General features: G+C 70.9%; 17 protein-coding genes. 5 read left to right on the top strand and 12 right to left on the bottom strand.

What is annotated here, in order from left to right; all coding sequences use genetic code 11:
• Positions 1-74 precede the first annotated feature (74 nt).
• From AB0I51_RS31140 to AB0I51_RS31130, 3 genes are all read right to left on the bottom strand, one after another.
• Positions 75-743, bottom strand: a complete 669-nt coding sequence (locus AB0I51_RS31140; protein ID WP_362980836.1) for a hypothetical protein — start codon at positions 741-743, stop codon at positions 75-77.
• A gap of 210 nt (positions 744-953) precedes the next feature.
• Positions 954-1,718, bottom strand: a complete 765-nt coding sequence (locus AB0I51_RS31135; protein WP_362980834.1) for a TIGR03943 family protein — start codon at positions 1,716-1,718, stop codon at positions 954-956.
• Positions 1,715-2,776, bottom strand: coding sequence for a permease (locus AB0I51_RS31130; protein WP_362980832.1), 1,062 nt, complete (start codon positions 2,774-2,776; stop codon positions 1,715-1,717). Before AB0I51_RS31130 ends, AB0I51_RS31135 begins: the two co-directional genes overlap by 4 nt.
• 180 nt (positions 2,777-2,956) lie before the next feature.
• On the opposite strand from AB0I51_RS31130, the gene AB0I51_RS31125 reads away from it, so the two are divergent.
• A complete protein-coding gene (locus AB0I51_RS31125) occupies positions 2,957-4,852 on the top strand; it encodes an NAD-binding protein (protein WP_362980871.1) in 1,896 nt (631 codons plus the stop codon).
• 106 nt (positions 4,853-4,958) lie between these two features.
• Here the strand turns inward: AB0I51_RS31125 and AB0I51_RS31120 are convergent, their stop codons facing one another.
• Entirely contained in the window at positions 4,959-6,776 is a 1,818-nt protein-coding gene (locus AB0I51_RS31120) for a prolyl oligopeptidase family serine peptidase (RefSeq protein WP_362980830.1), read from the bottom strand.
• Between the two features lie 159 nt (positions 6,777-6,935).
• Here AB0I51_RS31120 and AB0I51_RS31115 point away from each other — a divergent pair, with 159 nt between their 5' ends.
• Complete coding sequence (locus AB0I51_RS31115) at positions 6,936-7,730, top strand: SURF1 family protein (protein WP_362980828.1); 795 nt, start codon at positions 6,936-6,938, stop codon at positions 7,728-7,730.
• Between the two features lie 54 nt (positions 7,731-7,784).
• Here AB0I51_RS31115 and AB0I51_RS31110 read toward each other — a convergent pair whose 3' ends face one another.
• From AB0I51_RS31110 to AB0I51_RS31095, 4 genes are all read right to left on the bottom strand, one after another.
• Positions 7,785-9,134: a hypothetical protein gene (locus AB0I51_RS31110; RefSeq protein WP_362980826.1), complete on the bottom strand. Its 1,350-nt coding sequence runs from the start codon at positions 9,132-9,134 to the stop codon at positions 7,785-7,787.
• On the bottom strand, positions 9,131-9,784 hold the full coding sequence (locus tag AB0I51_RS31105; protein ID WP_362980824.1) for a SigE family RNA polymerase sigma factor: 654 nt from the start codon (positions 9,782-9,784) through the stop codon (positions 9,131-9,133). The genes AB0I51_RS31110 and AB0I51_RS31105 overlap by 4 nt, the downstream gene beginning before the upstream one ends.
• Before the next feature lie 400 nt (positions 9,785-10,184).
• The gene (locus AB0I51_RS31100) at positions 10,185-11,252 is read right to left on the bottom strand and encodes an aspartate-semialdehyde dehydrogenase (protein ID WP_362980822.1); all 1,068 of its coding nucleotides are present in this window, start codon (positions 11,250-11,252) and stop codon (positions 10,185-10,187) included.
• Positions 11,252-12,523 carry an aspartate kinase gene (locus AB0I51_RS31095; protein WP_043667409.1) on the bottom strand — a complete coding sequence of 424 codons (1,272 nt, stop codon included), beginning with the start codon at positions 12,521-12,523 and terminating at the stop codon, positions 11,252-11,254. Before AB0I51_RS31095 ends, AB0I51_RS31100 begins: the two co-directional genes overlap by 1 nt.
• 196 nt (positions 12,524-12,719) lie before the next feature.
• On the opposite strand from AB0I51_RS31095, the gene AB0I51_RS31090 reads away from it, so the two are divergent.
• Entirely contained in the window at positions 12,720-13,406 is a 687-nt protein-coding gene (locus AB0I51_RS31090; protein WP_362980819.1) for a response regulator transcription factor, read from the top strand.
• Positions 13,403-14,692 carry a HAMP domain-containing sensor histidine kinase gene (locus AB0I51_RS31085; protein WP_362980817.1) on the top strand — a complete coding sequence of 430 codons (1,290 nt, stop codon included), beginning with the start codon at positions 13,403-13,405 and terminating at the stop codon, positions 14,690-14,692. The genes AB0I51_RS31090 and AB0I51_RS31085 overlap by 4 nt, the downstream gene beginning before the upstream one ends.
• Here the strand turns inward: AB0I51_RS31085 and AB0I51_RS31080 are convergent.
• The gene (locus tag AB0I51_RS31080) at positions 14,658-15,158 is read right to left on the bottom strand and encodes an SgcJ/EcaC family oxidoreductase (RefSeq protein WP_362980815.1); all 501 of its coding nucleotides are present in this window, start codon (positions 15,156-15,158) and stop codon (positions 14,658-14,660) included. The genes AB0I51_RS31085 and AB0I51_RS31080 overlap by 35 nt on opposite strands.
• Before the next feature lie 105 nt (positions 15,159-15,263).
• The gene (locus AB0I51_RS31075) at positions 15,264-15,455 is read right to left on the bottom strand and encodes a hypothetical protein (protein WP_362980813.1); all 192 of its coding nucleotides are present in this window, start codon (positions 15,453-15,455) and stop codon (positions 15,264-15,266) included.
• Positions 15,456-15,555: 100 nt separating this feature from the next.
• On the opposite strand from AB0I51_RS31075, the gene AB0I51_RS31070 reads away from it, so the two are divergent.
• Positions 15,556-16,275, top strand: a complete 720-nt coding sequence (locus AB0I51_RS31070) for a sulfite exporter TauE/SafE family protein (RefSeq protein ID WP_362980811.1) — start codon at positions 15,556-15,558, stop codon at positions 16,273-16,275.
• A gap of 24 nt (positions 16,276-16,299) precedes the next feature.
• Here AB0I51_RS31070 and AB0I51_RS31065 read toward each other — a convergent pair whose 3' ends face one another.
• On the bottom strand, positions 16,300-16,962 hold the full coding sequence (locus AB0I51_RS31065) for a DUF5063 domain-containing protein (RefSeq protein ID WP_362980809.1): 663 nt from the start codon (positions 16,960-16,962) through the stop codon (positions 16,300-16,302).
• Positions 16,955-17,554, bottom strand: coding sequence for a recombination mediator RecR (gene recR / locus AB0I51_RS31060; protein WP_019070339.1), 600 nt, complete (start codon positions 17,552-17,554; stop codon positions 16,955-16,957). The genes AB0I51_RS31065 and recR overlap by 8 nt, the downstream gene beginning before the upstream one ends.
• Between the last annotated feature and the right edge of the window lie 19 nt (positions 17,555-17,573).

Below are 17,573 nucleotides of genomic sequence, written 5' to 3'. Positions count from 1 at the left end.
TCTAGTCGCACCCGGGGAATCTCTGTTGCGGCGAGCACAGATGTCCTGACGCCTGTGGACGCCGGTTGACGCGCTCAGCGGCCGAGGAGCAGCACTCGGCAGGCCCTGGCGGACGGCCGCGGATCGCGCGCTTGCGCTACGACGTCCCGCCAGCCCCAGGCCCGGTACGCGGCCAGCGTCTCGGTGTCGGCGGCGGGCAGCAGGGCGACGCCGAGGGCCGGCGCGTGATCGGCTAGCAGCCGGCGTTGCAGGCGCCGCGCGAGGTTCCAGTCCCGGTCCTGGTAGTGGGTGCGCACCCGGGGTGGGACGACGATCCCGGAGACCGCAAAGAGTCCGCCGGTGACCGCGAGACCGCGCACGGTCCGGGGAAGGCGGGTGTCGCACCCCTGCCACCACGGATCGGCGCCGCGCACGGGGAAGCCGTAGGCGAAGGCCGTCAGGGTGGTGTTCTCGGCGATCAGCAGGGTGAAACCGGGCCGCCGGACGTCGCTCGCGAGCCGGCGGAGGAAGTCGGCGCGGGAGCGGGTCCCGGCGCGGGTGGCTCCGCCGGAGGTCTCCTCGTAGAGATCGCCCAGGTCCTCGAACCGGTCCTCGACCTGGCGTCGGCTGAGCGGGCGGAGTCGGTCTCCCTGCCGGGGTGAGGGGCCGCGCTCCCGGCCGGGTGACCACGGCTTCTCCCCGTGGGCCGCGTCGGCACCGGCGTGCGCGTCCGCACCGCCGTGCCCGACGAGGTTCGTGGTCATCGGCCGACCGGGCACATTCACGGTCATGGGGCGAGCCCTGTCCCGGGTGCGGACACGTCCGCCCCGGCGTCGTCCTTCGCCGAGGACGGCACCGGCGCGATCCGGCACACGAGAAATCCTCGGTCTCTTCACGGTACGCCCGCGGGGTGCGGCACCGCCTGGAGGCGGGGTCCGGCCGCCCCGCCCCCTACGGCCCCGGGCCCTACCGCGTCACTGGTTCCAGCTCTCGTCGTACGGGTCCTTCGGGGTCGGGACCGGCTTGGCCTGGGTGACCTGGAAGTAGGGGATGGGGCGGTTGTTGACGGGGTCCTTGGTCTGCTTGGCGGAGTAGGTGCCGGTGACCAGCAGCCAGGTGTCGGGCTGCAGGACCGGTGGGATCTTGCCGGTCAGGGCGATCTTGACCGGCTGGGCGTCTGCGGCACAGCAGTTGAGGGCCATGCGGACGAGGTAGGGGGCGCCGGACTTGTCGAGGGCCACGAAGCCGGTGACCTTGAGCCGGCGGTCGCCGAGGGAGTGCCCGTGGTCGTAGACCGCGCGGGTCGCGTAGTCGACCAGACCGATGGTGAGCGGGTTGCTGTCGGGGAGTTTGGAGAGGCCGTAGGGCTGCTGGATGGCCGTGCCCGTGCGGACCGCGCTGTAGGAGCCGAGGGCGGGCGGTGCGACCAGGATGAGGGCGAAGAGAGGGAGCAACAGGAGCCAGGAGATGCGGGGTTCGCGGTGCACATGGCCGTGACCGGGCTCGGGCTCGTGGCTTTCGTCCGTCATCGGAATGGCTGCCTGTGCCTTCTCCGCCCGCGCCCGGCGCCACTCGTACCAGGCCGTCGCCAGTGCCGCGACGATGAGGACCGCGCCGGATAGCAGCAGCAGCGGCTGGAGGCCGGCCTTGACGTAGCGCAGGTAGAGGTTGGTGAGGCCGGCGTGCAGCAGGGCCGTGCCGATCAGGAACAGTACGGCCGCCTGTGCCTGCCGGCTCACAGGAGCACCGCCGAGGTGACGACCGTGCCCGCGATGGCGAGGACGAACGTGGCGGGCGCGAAGCGCAGGGCGAAGCCGCGCCCGAACGTGCCCGCCTGCATGGCGAAGAGTTTCAGGTCGATCATCGGGCCCACCACCAGGAACGCGAGTTTGGCCGTCAGGGAGAACTGGGTGAGTGACGCGGCCACGAACGCGTCCGCCTCCGAGCAGATCGACAGCAGGACGGCCAGTATCGAGAGGGCGAGGACCGCCACCACCGGGTTGTCGGCCGCCGTCCGCAGCCAGCTCGCCGGCGCGACCGCCTTGAGGGTCGCCGCGGACATCGCGCCGAGCACCAGGAACCCGCCGGCCTGCATCACGTCGTGCCGCACCGAGCCCCAGAACGCGGCCCCCTTCGTCTCCCCCGCGTGCGGCTCGTGGGCGGGCAGCTTCAGCCAGTCGGTGCGGCCGAGCCGCGTCCACAGCCAGCCCATCAGACAGGCCACGAGCAGGCTGCCCGCGAACCGGGCGAGGACCATCTCCGGGTTGCGCGGAAACGCCACCGCCGTCGCGGTCAGCACGATCGGGTTGATCGCCGGGGCGGAGAGCAGGAACGCGATCGCCGCCGCCGGGGTGACGCCGCGGCGCACCAGCGCCCCGGCCACCGGCACGGACGCGCACTCGCAGCCCGGCAGGATCGCGCCCGCCATTCCGGCCACCGGTACGGCGAGGACGGGATTGTTCGGCAGCGCGCGGGTGAACCACGTGGCCGGTACGAACACCGCGATGGCCGCCGACAACAGCACGCCCAGCACCAGGAAGGGCAGCGCCTGGACAACCACGGCCACGAACACCGTCATCCAGCTCTGCATCACGGGCGCGGACAGGGCCGTACGGATCGGTCCCTGCGCCAGTACCACCAGGAGCAGCACCATGGTCAGCACGAGCGGCGAGTTGAGCTGCCAGCCGTCCTTGGCCGGTGGCTGCGGCTCCTTGGCCGGTGCCTGCGGCTGCGGGGGCGTTTCCGCGGTCGGCGGAGTCTCCGTGGTCGACGCGGCTGGTTCGGTGGTGATGGCCACGGGTGTGCTACCTCCGGCAAGTGCGGGGTTTCGCGAGTTTTGCTCCCTGTCTCTGCATACGGCAGCCGGGGCGCGGGTGTTCAGCGGAATACTGGAACCACCCGCCTCCTTGGGGCAGTCTTTCCCCTCGTGGCGAGCAGCGTTCCTCATCAGACCCCGCCGGGCACCGCTCGGGCACACATGGTGGTGTGCGGCGACGACGCGCTCGCGCACCGGCTCGCGGCCGAACTGCGCACCGTCTACGGCGAACAGATCACCCTCGTCGTACCGCTCTCCGAGGCCGCCTCCCGGCCGCCGGTCGTCGGTCGTGCGCGCGCCGCCTCGGTGGCGCTGCGCGACCGGGTCAACGCGGCGGTGGCCAGGGCGAACGGCAACGGCGCGCCGCCCGTCCCCGAAACCCCGCGCGGGGAACGGGTGTTGGAGGTCCCCGAGCTGACCGAGGCGGTGTTCGCGGAGGCTGGCGTGGAGCGGGCGACCGCGCTGGCGCTCGTGCACGACGACGACGAGACCAACATCCGCGCCGCCCTCACCGCCCGCCGCCTCAACCCCCGTATCCGGCTCGTGCTCCGCCTCTACAACCGGCGTCTTGGCCAGCACATCGAGGAACTCCTCGACCAGGCGGCCGCGTTGGCGACCGGCGACGGGACGACGTACGGGGCCGGCCTCGGGCTCGACGCGTCCACGACCGTCCTCTCCGACGCCGACACCGCCGCGCCCGCCCTCGCCGCCACCGCCCTCGCCGGCACCAGCAAGGTCGTCCAGACCGACGGGCTGCTGCTGCGCGCGGTGGAACGGCCGCCGCCCGCACCCGGGGAGGTCGCCGACCCGGGGCTGGCCACGCTCGCCCTGCTGTCGGCCACCAGCAGCGACCCGGCCGGCGCGGACGGCTCCGAGGGCATGGGCGAACACGGCCCGCGCCTGCTGCCCGACGCGGCGGCCGTCGCCTCGGCCACCGGGCGCGGGACCGTCGTCCTTGAACAAGTGTCGTACGCCGGGCCGCAGTTGCCGGGCGGACGCGGGGGCGGTGTCGTACCGGCCTTCTCCTCCCTCTTCTCGCGGCGGCTGCGCTGGTCGCTGGCGGGCATGGTGGCGTGTGTGATCGCGCTTGCCGTGTCGCTGTGGCTGGTGACCGGTATCCATCCCGTGCGGGCCTTCTATCTGACGTTGCTCGATCTCTTCGCGATCGACGACCCCGCGATCGGGGCGCCGCTGGGCCGGCAGATCCTTCAACTCCTCTCCGGACTCGTCGGGTTGCTGATGCTGCCGGTGCTGCTGGCCGCCGTCCTTGAGGCCCTCGGCACGTTCCGCACGGCGTCCGCGCTGCGCAAGCCGCCGCGCGGGCTCGGCGGACATGTGGTGCTGCTCGGGCTCGGCAAGATCGGCACCCGGGTACTGACCCGGCTGCGCGAACTCAACATCCCCGTGGTGTGCGTCGAGGCCGACCCCGAGGCGCGTGGTCTCGCGGTCGCGCGCCGGCTGCGGGTACCGGTCATCCTGGGTGACGTCACCCAGGAAGGCGTCCTGGAGTCCGCCAAGATCCACCGCGCGCACGCCCTGCTCGCGGTCACCAGCTCCGACACCACCAACCTCGAAGCCGTGCTCTACGCCCGCTCCGTGCGGTCCGATCTGCGCGTCGTACTCCGGCTCTACGACGACGACTTCGCGACCGCCGTGTACCGCACCCTGCGTGCCGCCCACCCCGGTGCCCTAACCCGGAGCCGGAGCGTCTCCCATCTGGCCGCGCCCGCGTTCGCCGGGGCGATGATGGGGCGGCAGATCCTGGGCGCGATCCCCGTCGAGCGGCGGGTGCTGCTGTTCGCGGCGATGACCGTGGGCGGGCATCCCCAGCTGGAGGGGAAGACGGTCGCCGAGGCGTTCCGGGCCGGGTCGTGGCGGGTGCTGGCGCTGGACACGGCGAACCGGGAGGCGTCGGAGGACGTACGGCGGTCGGGGCTGGTGTGGGATCTGCCCGACACGTATGTCCTGCGGGGCTCGGACCGGGTGGTGCTGGCCGCTACCCGGCGGGGGCTGGCGGAGTTGCTCGGGCGCCGGCCGCGGGAGCGGGCCGCGACCTGATCGGGTGCCCTGCGCCGGGGTCGGCCGGGGGGTGGAACCGCAACCCGGCGCTGTGGGGTGCCGTCCGCGCCCACCCGTGCCGCCCCAGCCGCACGACTGCCCGCGGTCAGACGGACACCGAAGCCGCTCCCCCCAAGTGCCTTGCCGCGAAGTCGAGTTCCAGTCTCACCTGCTTGATCCGCTCGTCCACCACCAGTGACCCGTGGCCCGCGTCGTACCGGTACACCTCGTGGACGGCGCCGCGCTGTTCCAGGCGCTTCACGTAGTTGTCGATCTGGCGGATCGGGCAGCGGGGGTCGTTGACGCCGGCCGAGATGTAGACCGGGGCCGTGACCTTGTCGACGTAGGTCAGCGGGGAGGACGCCTCGAAGCGGTCGGGGACCTCTTCGGGGGTGCCGCCCAGCAGAGTGCGGTCCATGGCCTTCAGGGCTTCCATCTCGTCGTGGTAGGCCGTGACGTAGTCGGCGACCGGGACGGCCGCGATGCCCAGGGTCCACGCATCGGGCTGGGTGCCGACGCCGAGGAGGGTGAGGTAGCCGCCCCAGGAGCCGCCGGTGAGGATCAGCCGGGCGGGGTCCGCCAGACCGGACGTGATCGCCCACTCGCGGACCGCCGCGATGTCCTCCAGCTCGATCAGGCCGACCCGGACCTTCAACGCGTCCGTCCACGCCCGCCCGTACCCGGTCGAGCCGCGGTAGTTGACCCGGACCACGGCGTAGCCGTGGTCGACCCAGGCCGCCGGACCGGCCGCGAAGGAGTCGCTGTCGTGCCAGGTCGGGCCGCCGTGGATGTCGAAGACCGTGGGGAGCGGGCCCGTGGCGCCGGCCGGCTTCTGGACCAGGGCATGGATACGGCCGCCGGGGCCCTCCACCCACACGTCCTCCACCGGGACCGAGCCCGGTGACTTCAGGCCGGGCGGGTCCAGGACGACCTCGCCGGTCGTCGAGCGCACGGCGGACGGCTCGGCGGCCGACGACCAGAGGTATTCGACGCTGCCGTCGGGGCGGGCCGTGGCGCCCGAGACCGTGCCGGGCGGGGTCGGCACCTTCTCCAGGGCGCCCGACGCGAGGTCGTAGCGGAACACCTCGCTGCGGGCCTCGAAGCTGTGCGCGACGAGAAGGGCCGAGCCGTCCGGGTACCACTCGGCGCTCACGTCACCCGGCAGGTCGAGGGACAGGTCGGTCTCGCCGCCCTTCACCACGTCCCAGACCAGGGGCTCCCAACGGCCGCGCCGCTGATGGCCGATGAGGAGCCGGGTGTCGCCCTCCACGGGTGCGAAGCCGAGCACTTCGAGGCCGAGCTCCTCGGTGCCGCCCTTGGTGTCGTCCAGGTCGGCGACCGCCGTGCCGTCCGGGCGCAGGACGCGCAGCGCCGAGTGCATCGCATCGCCGTGCTCGGTGTGCTCGATGGCGATCAGCGAGCCGTCGTGCGAGAGATCGCCGACGCCCGCGGACTCGCGGTGACGGTAGAGGAGCGTGGTCTCGTCGCCGGTGCGGGCGAGGTGGATCGTCGTACCGTCCTCGTCCGTGGAGCGGCCCACGACCGCCGTGCGGCCGTCGCGGGCGAGGGCGAGGCCGGCCGGGTAGGACGGTTCGAGGCCGGGGACGGCCGGTTCGTCGGGGCCGCCCTTGAAGGGCTGGCGGCGCCAGACACCGAACTCGTCGCCGTCCTTGTCGTCGAACCACCAGATCCACTCCCCGTCCGGGGAGAGCACACCGTCCGTCGTGCCGTTGGGCCGGTCCGTGACCTGGCGTTGCTCGCCCGTCGCCCGGTCCCAGGCGTACAGCTCATACGTCCCCGTCGCGTTCGACACGAACAGGGAACGGTCGGGTGCGTCCTCCGCCCAGTCGGGCAGGGACACTCGGGGCGCCCTGAAGCGCTTCTCCCAGTCCGGTGTGTACTCGGACCCGTTGCTCTCAGTCATGGCCCCATACTGCCCGCCCTCACAGACATTGCACTGACTGGATCCTCAGCCTGTGGATAACTTCGACCAAGACCCGGTCGGACCATTGCCGACGACCGGTGAACCTTCGGGCCGACCCCCGGGCCGAGGCCCTCGCGACGGCCCCGTACCGTGGAAGGCGTGTACCGGTTTCTGCTGACATCGCGCTGGTGGGGCATCAACGTCTTCGTACTGCTCGCCATCCCCTTCTGCATCTTCATGGGGTCGTGGCAGCTGAGCCGGTTCCAGGCGCGCGTGGACAGCAGCCACCAGGCCACCAAGCAGGTCGAGACGGACCGCACGGAAGCCGCCCGCCCGCTCGCCGAACTGCTGCCGGTCGACCAGAGCACGTCAGGTCGGCAGACGACCGCCACCGGCCGCTACGGCAAGCAACTCCTGGTCCCCGACCGCCAGTTGGACGGGAAGAACGGCTTCTACGTCCTCACCCTGCTGCGCACCGACGACGGCAAGGCGCTGCCCGTGGTCCGCGGCTGGCTGCCCGGCACGCCCGACGCGGCGAAGGCACCGGCCCCGCCGGCCGGTGAGGTCACCGTCACCGGCTCGCTCCAGGCCTCCGAGACGCCCGGCGACAACGGAGTCAGCGCCCAGGGCGGGCTGCCGTCCGGCCAGACCGCGGCGATCAGCGCGGCCTCGCTGGTGAACCTGGTGCCCTACCCGGTGTACGACGCGTGGATCACGCTCGACAGGGCCGACTCCGGGATGACGGCCGTACCGGCGACCGCGCCCGCGAACACCGGCCTCGATCTGAAGGCGTTCCAGAATCTCGGCTACACCGGCGAGTGGTTCGTATTCGCGGGCTTCGTCGTCTTCATGTGGTTCCGGCTGCTGCGCCGCGAGGTGGAGTTCGCGCGGGACGCGGAACTGGGGCTGCTGCCGGAGGACGAGAGCGAGCAGGCGGCCCGCGTCACCGTCTGACGCCGCCCGGGTCCCCCGTGGACCGGCGACCGGAACGCGCGACCGACCGCCGTCCTACGACGTCGGCAGCAGGCCCGTCCAGTAGATCGTCCCCGCGCACGCGTTCGGGACGACGGTCGAGGTCGTCGGTGAGCCGCCCTCCGCCGTGAGGGATACCTGGACGCTGCCGTCGAGCGTGCCGTCCTCGGGGAGCAGCTGGGCGGACGTGCCGGTGTCGCCGGCCGTGGAGCCGGTGCTCGTGCCGGTGTCCTCCGAGGGCGAAGGGCTGGCCGTAGTGCCGCCGCTGGTGGTGCCGCCGTTGTTGCCGCCGCTGCTGGTGGGACAGGTCTCGGAGGGCACCCAGGCGAACTTGACCTGGTAGGCGGAGCCCGGCAGCAGCACCAGTTCGGCGGGCTCCGTCGACGGGTCGGGCAGGCCGGTCGCCACGTCCCCCGCTGTGTGCCGCGTCACGAAGATCTTGGCGCTTTCCGCCGCCCCCAGCGGGGAGAATCCCACGGTGCCGGCGCCGCCGACGGTACAGCTGGTGCCGGAGGTGTTGGCGACGGTGAACGTGCCGTAGACAACGCCCCCCGTGTCGGCGGCGGCCACGGACGAGGTGGCCGAGCCGAGCTGTGCGGCGGCGCAGATGGGCGCGGCCGTCCCGGTGCTGGACGAGGGGTTGGCGCTCACCGTGCCGGCGCCCGGGCTCTTGCTCCCGCCCTCGTTCTTGTGGCCGCCGGGATTCTGGCCCGACGCCTGCCCGGAGGAGCCGCCGGAGGTGCTGGAACCTCCGTCCGGGTTCTTGCCCTGGCTGGTGCCGCCCTGGGCCTGTGAGCTGTTGCCCGCCATGGACGGGTCGACGCCGGAACCGGTGGAGTTCGAGACGTGCACGAGGGCCGGGATGGCGGTGCCGAAGAAGAGGGCGGCGGCGGCCATGCCGACGACGGCCTGGCGCTTGCGGGCCCGGCGGGCGGGCACCGCCTTGCGCAGGTGCTCCAGGGCGCCGTCGCGGGGCTCGACCTCCTGGACCGCCTGGTGCAGCAGGCGGCGCAGCGCCAGTTCGTCCGGGGCGAATCCTTCGGTGGATCCTTCGGTGTCGTGGTCGCCGAGTCCGCCGAGTTGCGCCGCGAGCCCGGCCAGTCCGCCGGATCCTTCGGGGTCGCGCCCCTCGGCGGTCTCGGGGTTCTCGATGCCCGGGCGGTTCTCCGTGCTGTCCGGGTTCTCGGGGTTCTCCCCTCCGGAGGCTCCTCCGGAGTTCCCGTCGAGGCTCGGCCCGGTGGGGCTCTGTTCGTCGGGGCCGTGGTTCACAATTCCGTTCCCAGCGTGCGATTCGTTCGGTTCTTCCCTGCGCGCCCAGGTCGGACCGCGCCGGACTTCCGGCTCGCGCCGCGCGCGTGAGCCGTTTCCGTCGACGTTGTCGCTCATGCCGTTGCCTCCATCGCGATCCGGAGGGCGGCGATGCCGCGGGAGCCGTACGCCTTCACCGAGCCCAGCGAGATGCCGAGCGACTCGGCGACCTGCGCCTCGGTCATGTCCGCGAAGTAGCGCAGGACCAGGACCTCGCGCTGGCGGCGCTGCAGGCCCTTCATCGCCTTGATGAGGGAGTCGCGCTCCAACTGGTCGTAGGCGCCCTCCTCCGCGCTGGCCATGTCCGGCATCGGCTTCGAGAGGAGCTTGAGGCCGAGGATGCGGCGGCGCAGGGCCGAGCGGGAGAGGTTGACGACGGTCTGGCGCAGATACGCCAGGGTCTTCTCGGGGTCACGGACACGTTTGCGCGCCGAGTGGACCCGGATGAACGCCTCCTGGACGACGTCCTCGCAGGAGGCGGTGTCGTCGAGGAGGAGTGCGGCCAGGCCGAGCAGCGAGCGGTAGTGCGCCCGGTAGGTCTCGGTGAGGTGGTCGACCGTCGTTCCGGCCGCGACGGCGTCGTCGACACCGTCGCGCTGGTTCGGGATGCGGGCGGGCTGCGCTGCGGGCATCGGCGCGATCACCGGCATGCCGCCGGGCGCACGGGATCCACGCGGAGGCCGTAGGGCCGTGCCGCGTGCCGCAGAGAAGTCGAGTACCTGAGCCACGCAAGTTGGACACGCTTCCCCCCTCGGGGGTTGTACGCGTCGACCGTCACATTTATGTCAGACGAAACAAACAGTCCACCCACCCGTCTGGTGTCAGGCAGCACAACCGACAGTGCTTCGAACACCCTCATGCCTACCCGCTCTTCCCCTGTGTCACGAATGTCGGGGGCGTCCCCACGCCCCTCATCGCGTCCCCGCGCCCGCTGAAGGGCGTCCGCAAAGACGCTCCCCGCTCACCGCGCGGTTGCGGTGAGCGGGGAGTGAAATCTTCGGATGCGGAGGTGGCTGGATTCAAGTGGTCCCAACCATTAATCCGGCCACATCGCGCACAGTGATCCTACAAACCCCTGCGCCACTGGCCAGCGGATTTACGGCCGGGCGGAGCGGACGGGTCCGGTTCTCACCCGAGGTCCCGCGCCACCAGCTCGGCGATCTGTGCCGTATTGAGGGCCGCTCCCTTGCGCAAATTGTCCCCGCAGACGAACAGTTCGAGCGCCGTCGGGTCGTCCAGCGCCCGCCGCAGCCGCCCCACCCAGGTCGGATCGGTGCCGACCACGTCGGCGGGGGTGGGGAACTCCCCGGCGGCCGGATTGTCGAAGAGGACGACACCCGGGGCCGTGGCGAGGATCTCGCGCGCCTTGTCGACGGTGACCTCGCCCTGGAAGCGGGCGTGGACGGTGAGGGAGTGCGTGGTGACCACGGGAACGCGGACGCAGGTCACGGCGACCGGCAGCGCGGGCTGGCCGAGGATCTTGCGGGTCTCGTCCCGCACCTTCATCTCCTCCGAGGACCAGCCGTCCTCGCGCAGGGACCCGGCCCACGGTACGACGTTCAGCGCGACCGGCTCCGGGAACGGCCCGGTGTTGTCCCCGACGGCCCGGCGCACGTCACCGGGCTTGGTGCCCAGGTCCGTACCGGCCACGAGGGCGAGCTGCTGGCGCAGGGTGTCGACGCCGGCCCGGCCGGCCCCGCTCACCGCCTGGTACGACGACACCACCAGCTCGCGCAGCCCGAACTCGGCGTGCAGCGCGCCCACGGCGACGATCATCGACAGGGTCGTGCAGTTCGGGTTGGCGATGATGCCGCGCGGTCGCCAGCGCACCTTGTGCGGGTTGACCTCGGGGACCACCAGGGGCACCTCGGGGTCCATCCGGAAGGCGCCGGAGTTGTCGACGACCACGACGCCCTTGGCTGCGGCGACCGGCGCCCACTGGGCGGAGACCTCGTCGGGTACGTCGAACATCGCGACGTCGACCCCGTCGAAGGCCTCCTCCGTGAGCGCCACCACCTCGACCTGCTCCCCGCGCACGGCCAGCTTGCGGCCGGCCGAGCGCGGAGAGGCGATCAGGCGGATCTCGCCCCAGATGTCCGCGTGCTGGGACAGGATCTGGAGCATGACCGTGCCGACGGCCCCGGTCGCTCCGACTACGGCGAGCGTCGGACGCACGGTCGCTCCGGTGGTGGCCATCAGCGGCCGGTGCCTCCGTAGACGACGGCTTCGTCGCTGTCGGAGTCCAGGCCGAACGCCGTGTGCACGGCGCGGACGGCCTCGTTGACGTCGTCGGCGCGGGTCACGACCGAGATGCGGATCTCGGAGGTCGAGATCAGCTCGATGTTGACGCCCGCGTCGGACAGGGCGGTGAAGAAGTCGGCGGTGACGCCCGGGTTCGTCTTCATCCCGGCGCCCACCAGCGAGATCTTCCCGATCTGGTCGTCGTAGCGCAGCGATTCGAAGCCGATGCCGCCCTTGTTCTTCTCCAGGGCGTCGATGGCCTTGCGGCCCTCCGCCTTGGGGAGGGTGAAGGAGATGTCCGTGAGACCCGTCGAGGCCGCCGACACGTTCTGCACGATCATGTCGATGTTGACCTGGGCGTCGGAGATCGTCCGGAAGATCACCGCGGCCTCGCCCGGCTTGTCGGGCACGCCGACGACCGTGATCTTGGCCTCGGAGGTGTCGTGCGCGACACCGGAAATGATGGCCTGCTCCACCTTCTGGTCCCCAATCGGCTCACTGCTGACCCACGTGCCCTGAAGTCCGCTGAAGCTGGACCGCACATGGATCGGGATGTTGTATCGGCGGGCGTACTCCACACAGCGGTGGAGCAGCACCTTGGAACCGGAGGCGGCGAGCTCCAGCATGTCCTCGAAGGCGATCCAGTCGATCTTCCTCGCCTTCGGCACCACCCGCGGGTCGGCGGTGAACACACCGTCGACGTCGGTGTAGATCTCGCACACCTCGGCGTCGAGGGCGGCGGCCAGCGCGACGGCGGTGGTGTCGCTGCCACCGCGCCCCAGCGTGGTGATGTCCTTCTTGTCCTGGCTCACACCCTGGAACCCGGCGACGATGGCGATGTTGCCCTCGTCCAACGCCGTACGGATCCGACCGGGCGTGACGTCGATGATCCGCGCTTTGTTGTGGACCGAGTCGGTGATGACGCCTGCCTGGCTGCCGGTGAACGACTGGGCTTCGTGCCCCAGGTTTTTGATCGCCATGGCCAGCAGTGCCATGGAGATCCGCTCTCCGGCGGTCAGCAGCATGTCGAACTCACGCCCGGCGGGCATCGGAGATACCTGCTCGGCGAGATCGATCAGCTCGTCCGTCGTGTCGCCCATCGCGGAAACGACGACGACCACTTGGTGGCCGTTCTTCTTCGCTTCCACGATTCGCTTGGCGACGCGCTTGATGCCCTCGGCATCGGCTACGGAGGAGCCTCCGTACTTCTGCACGACAAGGCCCACGTGCGCTCCTCGCTCAGTCCTGGTGTGTCGGCTCAGTTTAACGAGCACCCGAAATTCGCTTCCGCGGTATCGCATGGTGAGATCCGGAAGCTTCGGACGCCCAGGTCAGCGCATGCCCACTGAAGGGGTGCGGGAAAAGTGCCGAGCGTCACAGGTGGCGCCTGTGAATTAAGTTTCAAGCACTAAGGTGCGCGATGTGCGCGTACTTCTGGTGGAAGACGATGAACCCGTGGCCGAGTCGCTGCGACGCGGACTGCTGCGCTACGGCTTCGAGGTCGACTGGGTCACCACGGGCGGGGCGGCACTGAGCCACAAGGACCCCTACGACGTCGTCCTCCTCGACCTGGGCCTGCCCGACACCGACGGCCTCGACGTGTGCAAGGCGCTGCGCGCCCGCGGCGACGTCCCGATCATCGTGATCAGCGCGCGCAGCGACGAGACGGACCGGGTGGTCGGCCTGGAGCTGGGCGCCGACGACTATGTGTCGAAGCCGTTCGGTGTCCGCGAGGTCATCGCCCGCATAAGGGCGGTGATGCGCCGCGCACAGCCCCGCGCGGCTGCCGAGGCCGCGGGACCCGACGCCTACGGCACCCGCCTCACCATCGACCGCAAGGCCGCCCGCGTCCGCCTCGACGGCGAGGAGGTGCCCCTGGCCCCCAAGGAGTACGACCTGCTGTCGTTCCTCACCGAGGAGCCCGGGGCGCTGATGTCGCGCGAGCAGATCATGGAAGCGGTCTGGGACGCGAACTGGTTCGGCCCGACGAAGACGCTCGACGTCCATGTGGCCGCGCTGCGAAGGAAGTTGGCGGGCGCGATCACGATCGAGGCGGTGCGGGGGGTCGGATTCCGCCTGGAGATCGCCGACGGGCCTTCGGCCTCATGATCCGGCAGCTGATCGTCAGCTACGTCCTGCTCGTCGCCGTGGCGCTGACGGCGTTCACCGTGCCGGTCGCCTTCACGCTGACCGCCCAGCTCCGGGGCGACACCGAGCAGTCGGTGCGGCGCGAGGCAAAGACGATGGCGTTGCTGCTGAGCGGCGACGCCGCCTCGCGCGCCGCGCTGGACCGCATGGTGGTGGCGTACGCACAGGAGACGCCCGGCACGGCCGAGGTACTGCCCGCCGCTCGGGCGAAGACGGCGACGCACTGGGGCGACGGGGCACTGGAGGTGACGGAGCCGGCGAAACGCGACGGCCGGACGGTAGGCGCCGTACGCATCTCGTATCCGACCTCGGACCTGACCCGGCGGCTCTGGCAGATCTGGGGCTTCCGGGCGATCCTCGCTCTCGCGGTCCTGGCGGTGGCGGCCGGCTTGGGAGCGCTGGTGGCCCGCCGCCTCACTCGCCCTCTCCGCCAACTCAACGACATGGCCAGCAAGTTCAGCGACGGCGACCTGACGGCCCGCTCCCCCGTGACGGGCCCGCACGAGACGCAGACACTCGCCCGCACGCTCAACCAGGGCGCCGAACGCCTCGACACCCTCATCGCCTCGCAGCGCATCTTCGTGGCCGACGCCTCCCATCAACTCCGCACCCCGCTCACGGCGTTGAGACTCTCGCTGGACAACATCGCGGACGGAGTGGACGACGAGTTCGTACGGGAGGACGTCGATCAGGCGACGGCCGAAGTGGTCCGCATGAGCCGCCTCGTCAACGGCCTGCTGGTGCTGGCGCGGGCCGAGGCGAAGGTGACGGCGGCGGAACCGCTGCCGCTGCGGGAGATCGTGGCCGAACGCCTCTCGGTGTGGAGACCGGCCGCCGACGAGCGCGGTGTCCACATCGCGCTCAGGGGGAGTGTCGTCGACGGCCGGCCGCTTGTGCTGGCCAGTCCCGGTCATCTCGAACAGGTCCTGGACAACGTGCTGTCGAACGCCCTGGAGGTGTCGCCGGACGGCGCGACGATCACTGTGCGCTCCGAATCCCGGGGCGACGAGGTCGAGTTGACGGTGGTGGACGAGGGCCCTGGCATGTCCGACGCGGACAAGTCCCGCGCCTTCGACCGCTTCTGGCGCGGCCAGGGCCTCACCGGGCGCTCCGGGTCGGGCCTGGGCCTGGCCGTCGTACGCCAGTTGGTGACGGACGACGGCGGGACGGTGGCCCTGCGGGACGCTCCCGGAAGCGGACTGTCGGTCGTCATCACCCTTCGGGCATCACCGAGGAGTGGTGGTTGACGATCAGCCACTTGCCGCCGCGCTTCTCGTACTCGTAGGTGTAACGGGCTTCCACGACACGCTTCTTGCCGGTCTCCGGGTCGGTGAGCGTGAACTCGTAAATGCCCGTGTCTATCGCGGAGTTGTTGTCGAGCACATTCACGATCGTCTCGATCTTCTTCCCGGCCGGCTTGTTCGGCAGGAAGTGCTCGAAGTAGTCGACGATCTCGGCGCGGTCGGTGCGGATCTTGTTGGAGACGGTCGGCAGGAGTACGGCGTCCGGCGCGTACCGGTTCGCGACCTTCTTCGGGTCACCGGTCCGCAGCGCGGCGTTCCAGCCGTCGAAGAGGGCGGCGATCTGCTTCTTGGAGGGCTTGGCATCGTGCTGGGGACCGGCGGTCGCGGCGACGGTGCCGAGGGTGCCGAGGGCCAGGGCGGTCGTGACGGTGACGACGGCTGCGCGCTTGCTGATGGACCGGCGGGTCATCTCAACTCCAGTTGTACTGGTGTCTTCTGGGATGACTCCAGACTGGCTTTCGGCCGGTTAGCGCCCGTGCAGCGGACGTACAGGGGCGGGGAAGGGCTGCTCCAATCAACGCACCGCGTCCGCCTGACCACGGTCCCGGACGAGACTGACACCGGCACCCAGCGACACGACCCCCATCCCGACGGCGGTCATCACGCCCTGCGTTCCGTCGACCACGAAGGGTGCTACCGCGGCGACGGCCAGGTTGAAGAGGAAGAGGAACCAGAGGACGGGCTTGGAGGAGAGGAAGTTCTTCATGCGTCCAACGTTCCCGTTCCCGGGGTGCCGCAACGAGGGAGCCCAGTCCCGGAGCGAGGGTGTAGCGGGCTACACCCTGGCCCCTGAATGATGTTGGTCCATGACGACCGACATACTGCTCGGCGGAATCGTCCTGCTGGGCTCGTCCGTCCAGTGGCTCACCGGCATGGGCTTCGCCCTGGTCGCCGTACCGGCCCTCGTACTCCTCCTCGGCCCGACGCAAGGCGTCGTCCTCGCCAACTGCGCCGCTGGAGCGATCAGTGTCGTGGGCCTGGCGGGCGGCTGGCGCCGGGTACGGGCCCGCGCGATGGTCCCGCTGTGCGCGGCGGCGGTCTGCACAGTGCCGGCCGGGGCGTGGATGACGCGCCAACTGCCACCGCCTGTACTGCTGTTGGTGATGGGCGGGTTGGTGACGGTCGCCGTGTTGCTGGTGATGCGGGGAGTGCGGGTGACGGCGCTACGGGGGACGAAGGGGGCCGTCGCGGCCGGTGCGGCGGGCGGTTTCATGAACGCGGCGGCGGGCGTGGGCGGACCGCCGATCTCCCTCTACGCGGTCAACGCGGGCTGGACGGTACGGGAGTTCGTCCCCAACGCCCAGTTCTACGGCGTCGTCGTCAACGCGTTCTCGGTGGCGGCGAACGGGGTGCCGTCGTTGAGTGGGGCGCGGTGGGTGGCGGTCGCCGCGGCGATGGTCGTGGGCGGGGTGATCGGCCGGGGGCTGGCGGGGCGCATACCCGAACCGCGGGCGCGGGCACTGGTGTTGACGCTGGCGTTGGCGGGCGGGGTTACGGCGGTGGGGAAGGGGGTGTGGGGGTTGTGATCCCCAACACCCCCACACCGAGGACTACTTGACCGGCCGGATCCCCAACGGCCCCGCGATCTCCTCCGCCATCACCGCGCCCGCCTCGAACTCCAGCGTCTCGTCGCCCATGACGCTCTGGTCCGTGTCCAGGCCGTCGAGTTCCGCGAGGGGCTGGTTGAGGCGGACGTGAGCCACCACCGACTGCAACGCACGCAGCGTCGCCGACGCCGTGGAGCCCCAGTTGGAGAAGTACGAGAACTGCCACCACCACAGGGCCTCCGTGGTGCGGCCCGCGCGGTAGTGGGCCATTCCGTGGCGGAGGTCGGTGATGAGGTCGGCGAGGTCGTCGGAGATGCGGGCCGGGACCGGGGGCTTGCGCGGCTCGTAGGGGTCGAAGACCTCCGAGTAGACGTCGATCGGCTCCAGCATCACCGCGAAGCGCTCGCGGAGTTCGTCCACATCCGGCTCCGGGCCCAGGTCGGGCTCGTAGCGCTCGTCGGGGACGATGTCCTCGTGCGCGCCCAACCGGCCGCCCGCCAGCAGGAGTTGGGAGACCTCCAGGAGGAGGAAGGGGACCGCGGAGTCGGGGTCCTCGCCCTTCGCTACCTCCGACACGGCCACCAGGAAGCTCTCGACCTGGTCCGCGATCTGGACCGCGAAGTCGTCCGGGTCCTGCGCGGTGGCATGCAGTGTGGCGTCAGACATCTAGGAGTCGTCTCCCCTCGAAGGCGCGGCCGAGGGTCACCTCGTCCGCGTATTCCAGGTCTCCGCCCACCGGGAGGCCGCTGGCCAGGCGGGTGACCTTGAGGCCCATGGGCTTGATCATGCGGGCGAGGTACGTGGCCGTGGCCTCGCCTTCCAGATTCGGGTCCGTGGCAAGGATCAGCTCCGTGACCGTACCGTCGGCCAACCGCGCGAGAAGTTCTCGTATACGCAGGTCGTCCGGTCCGACACCTTCGATCGGGCTGATCGCGCCGCCGAGGACGTGGTATTTGCCCCGAAACTCGCGCGTGCGTTCGACGGCCACCACGTCCTTCGGCTCCTCGACCACGCAGATCACCGAGAGGTCGCGGCGCGGGTCGCGGCAGATGCCGCACAGCTCTTCCTGCGCAACGTTTCCGCAGGTCGCGCAGAAGCGAACCTTCGCCTTGACCTCCATCAGGCACTGCGCGAGCCGGCGGACGTCCGTCGGCTCCGCCTGCAGGATGTGGAAGGCGATCCGCTGCGCGCTCTTGGGACCGACGCCGGGGAGCCGCCCCAACTCGTCGATGAGGTCCTGGACCACGCCCTCGTACAACGGACTGCCTGCCTTCCTC

Origin of the sequence: Streptomyces sp. NPDC050549 (assembly GCF_040655035.1) — a bacterium.
GTDB lineage: Bacteria > Actinomycetota > Actinomycetes > Streptomycetales > Streptomycetaceae > Streptomyces.
The sequence above is the reverse complement of the archived record's forward strand: the minus strand, read 5'-3'. Positions and strand labels throughout refer to the sequence as shown.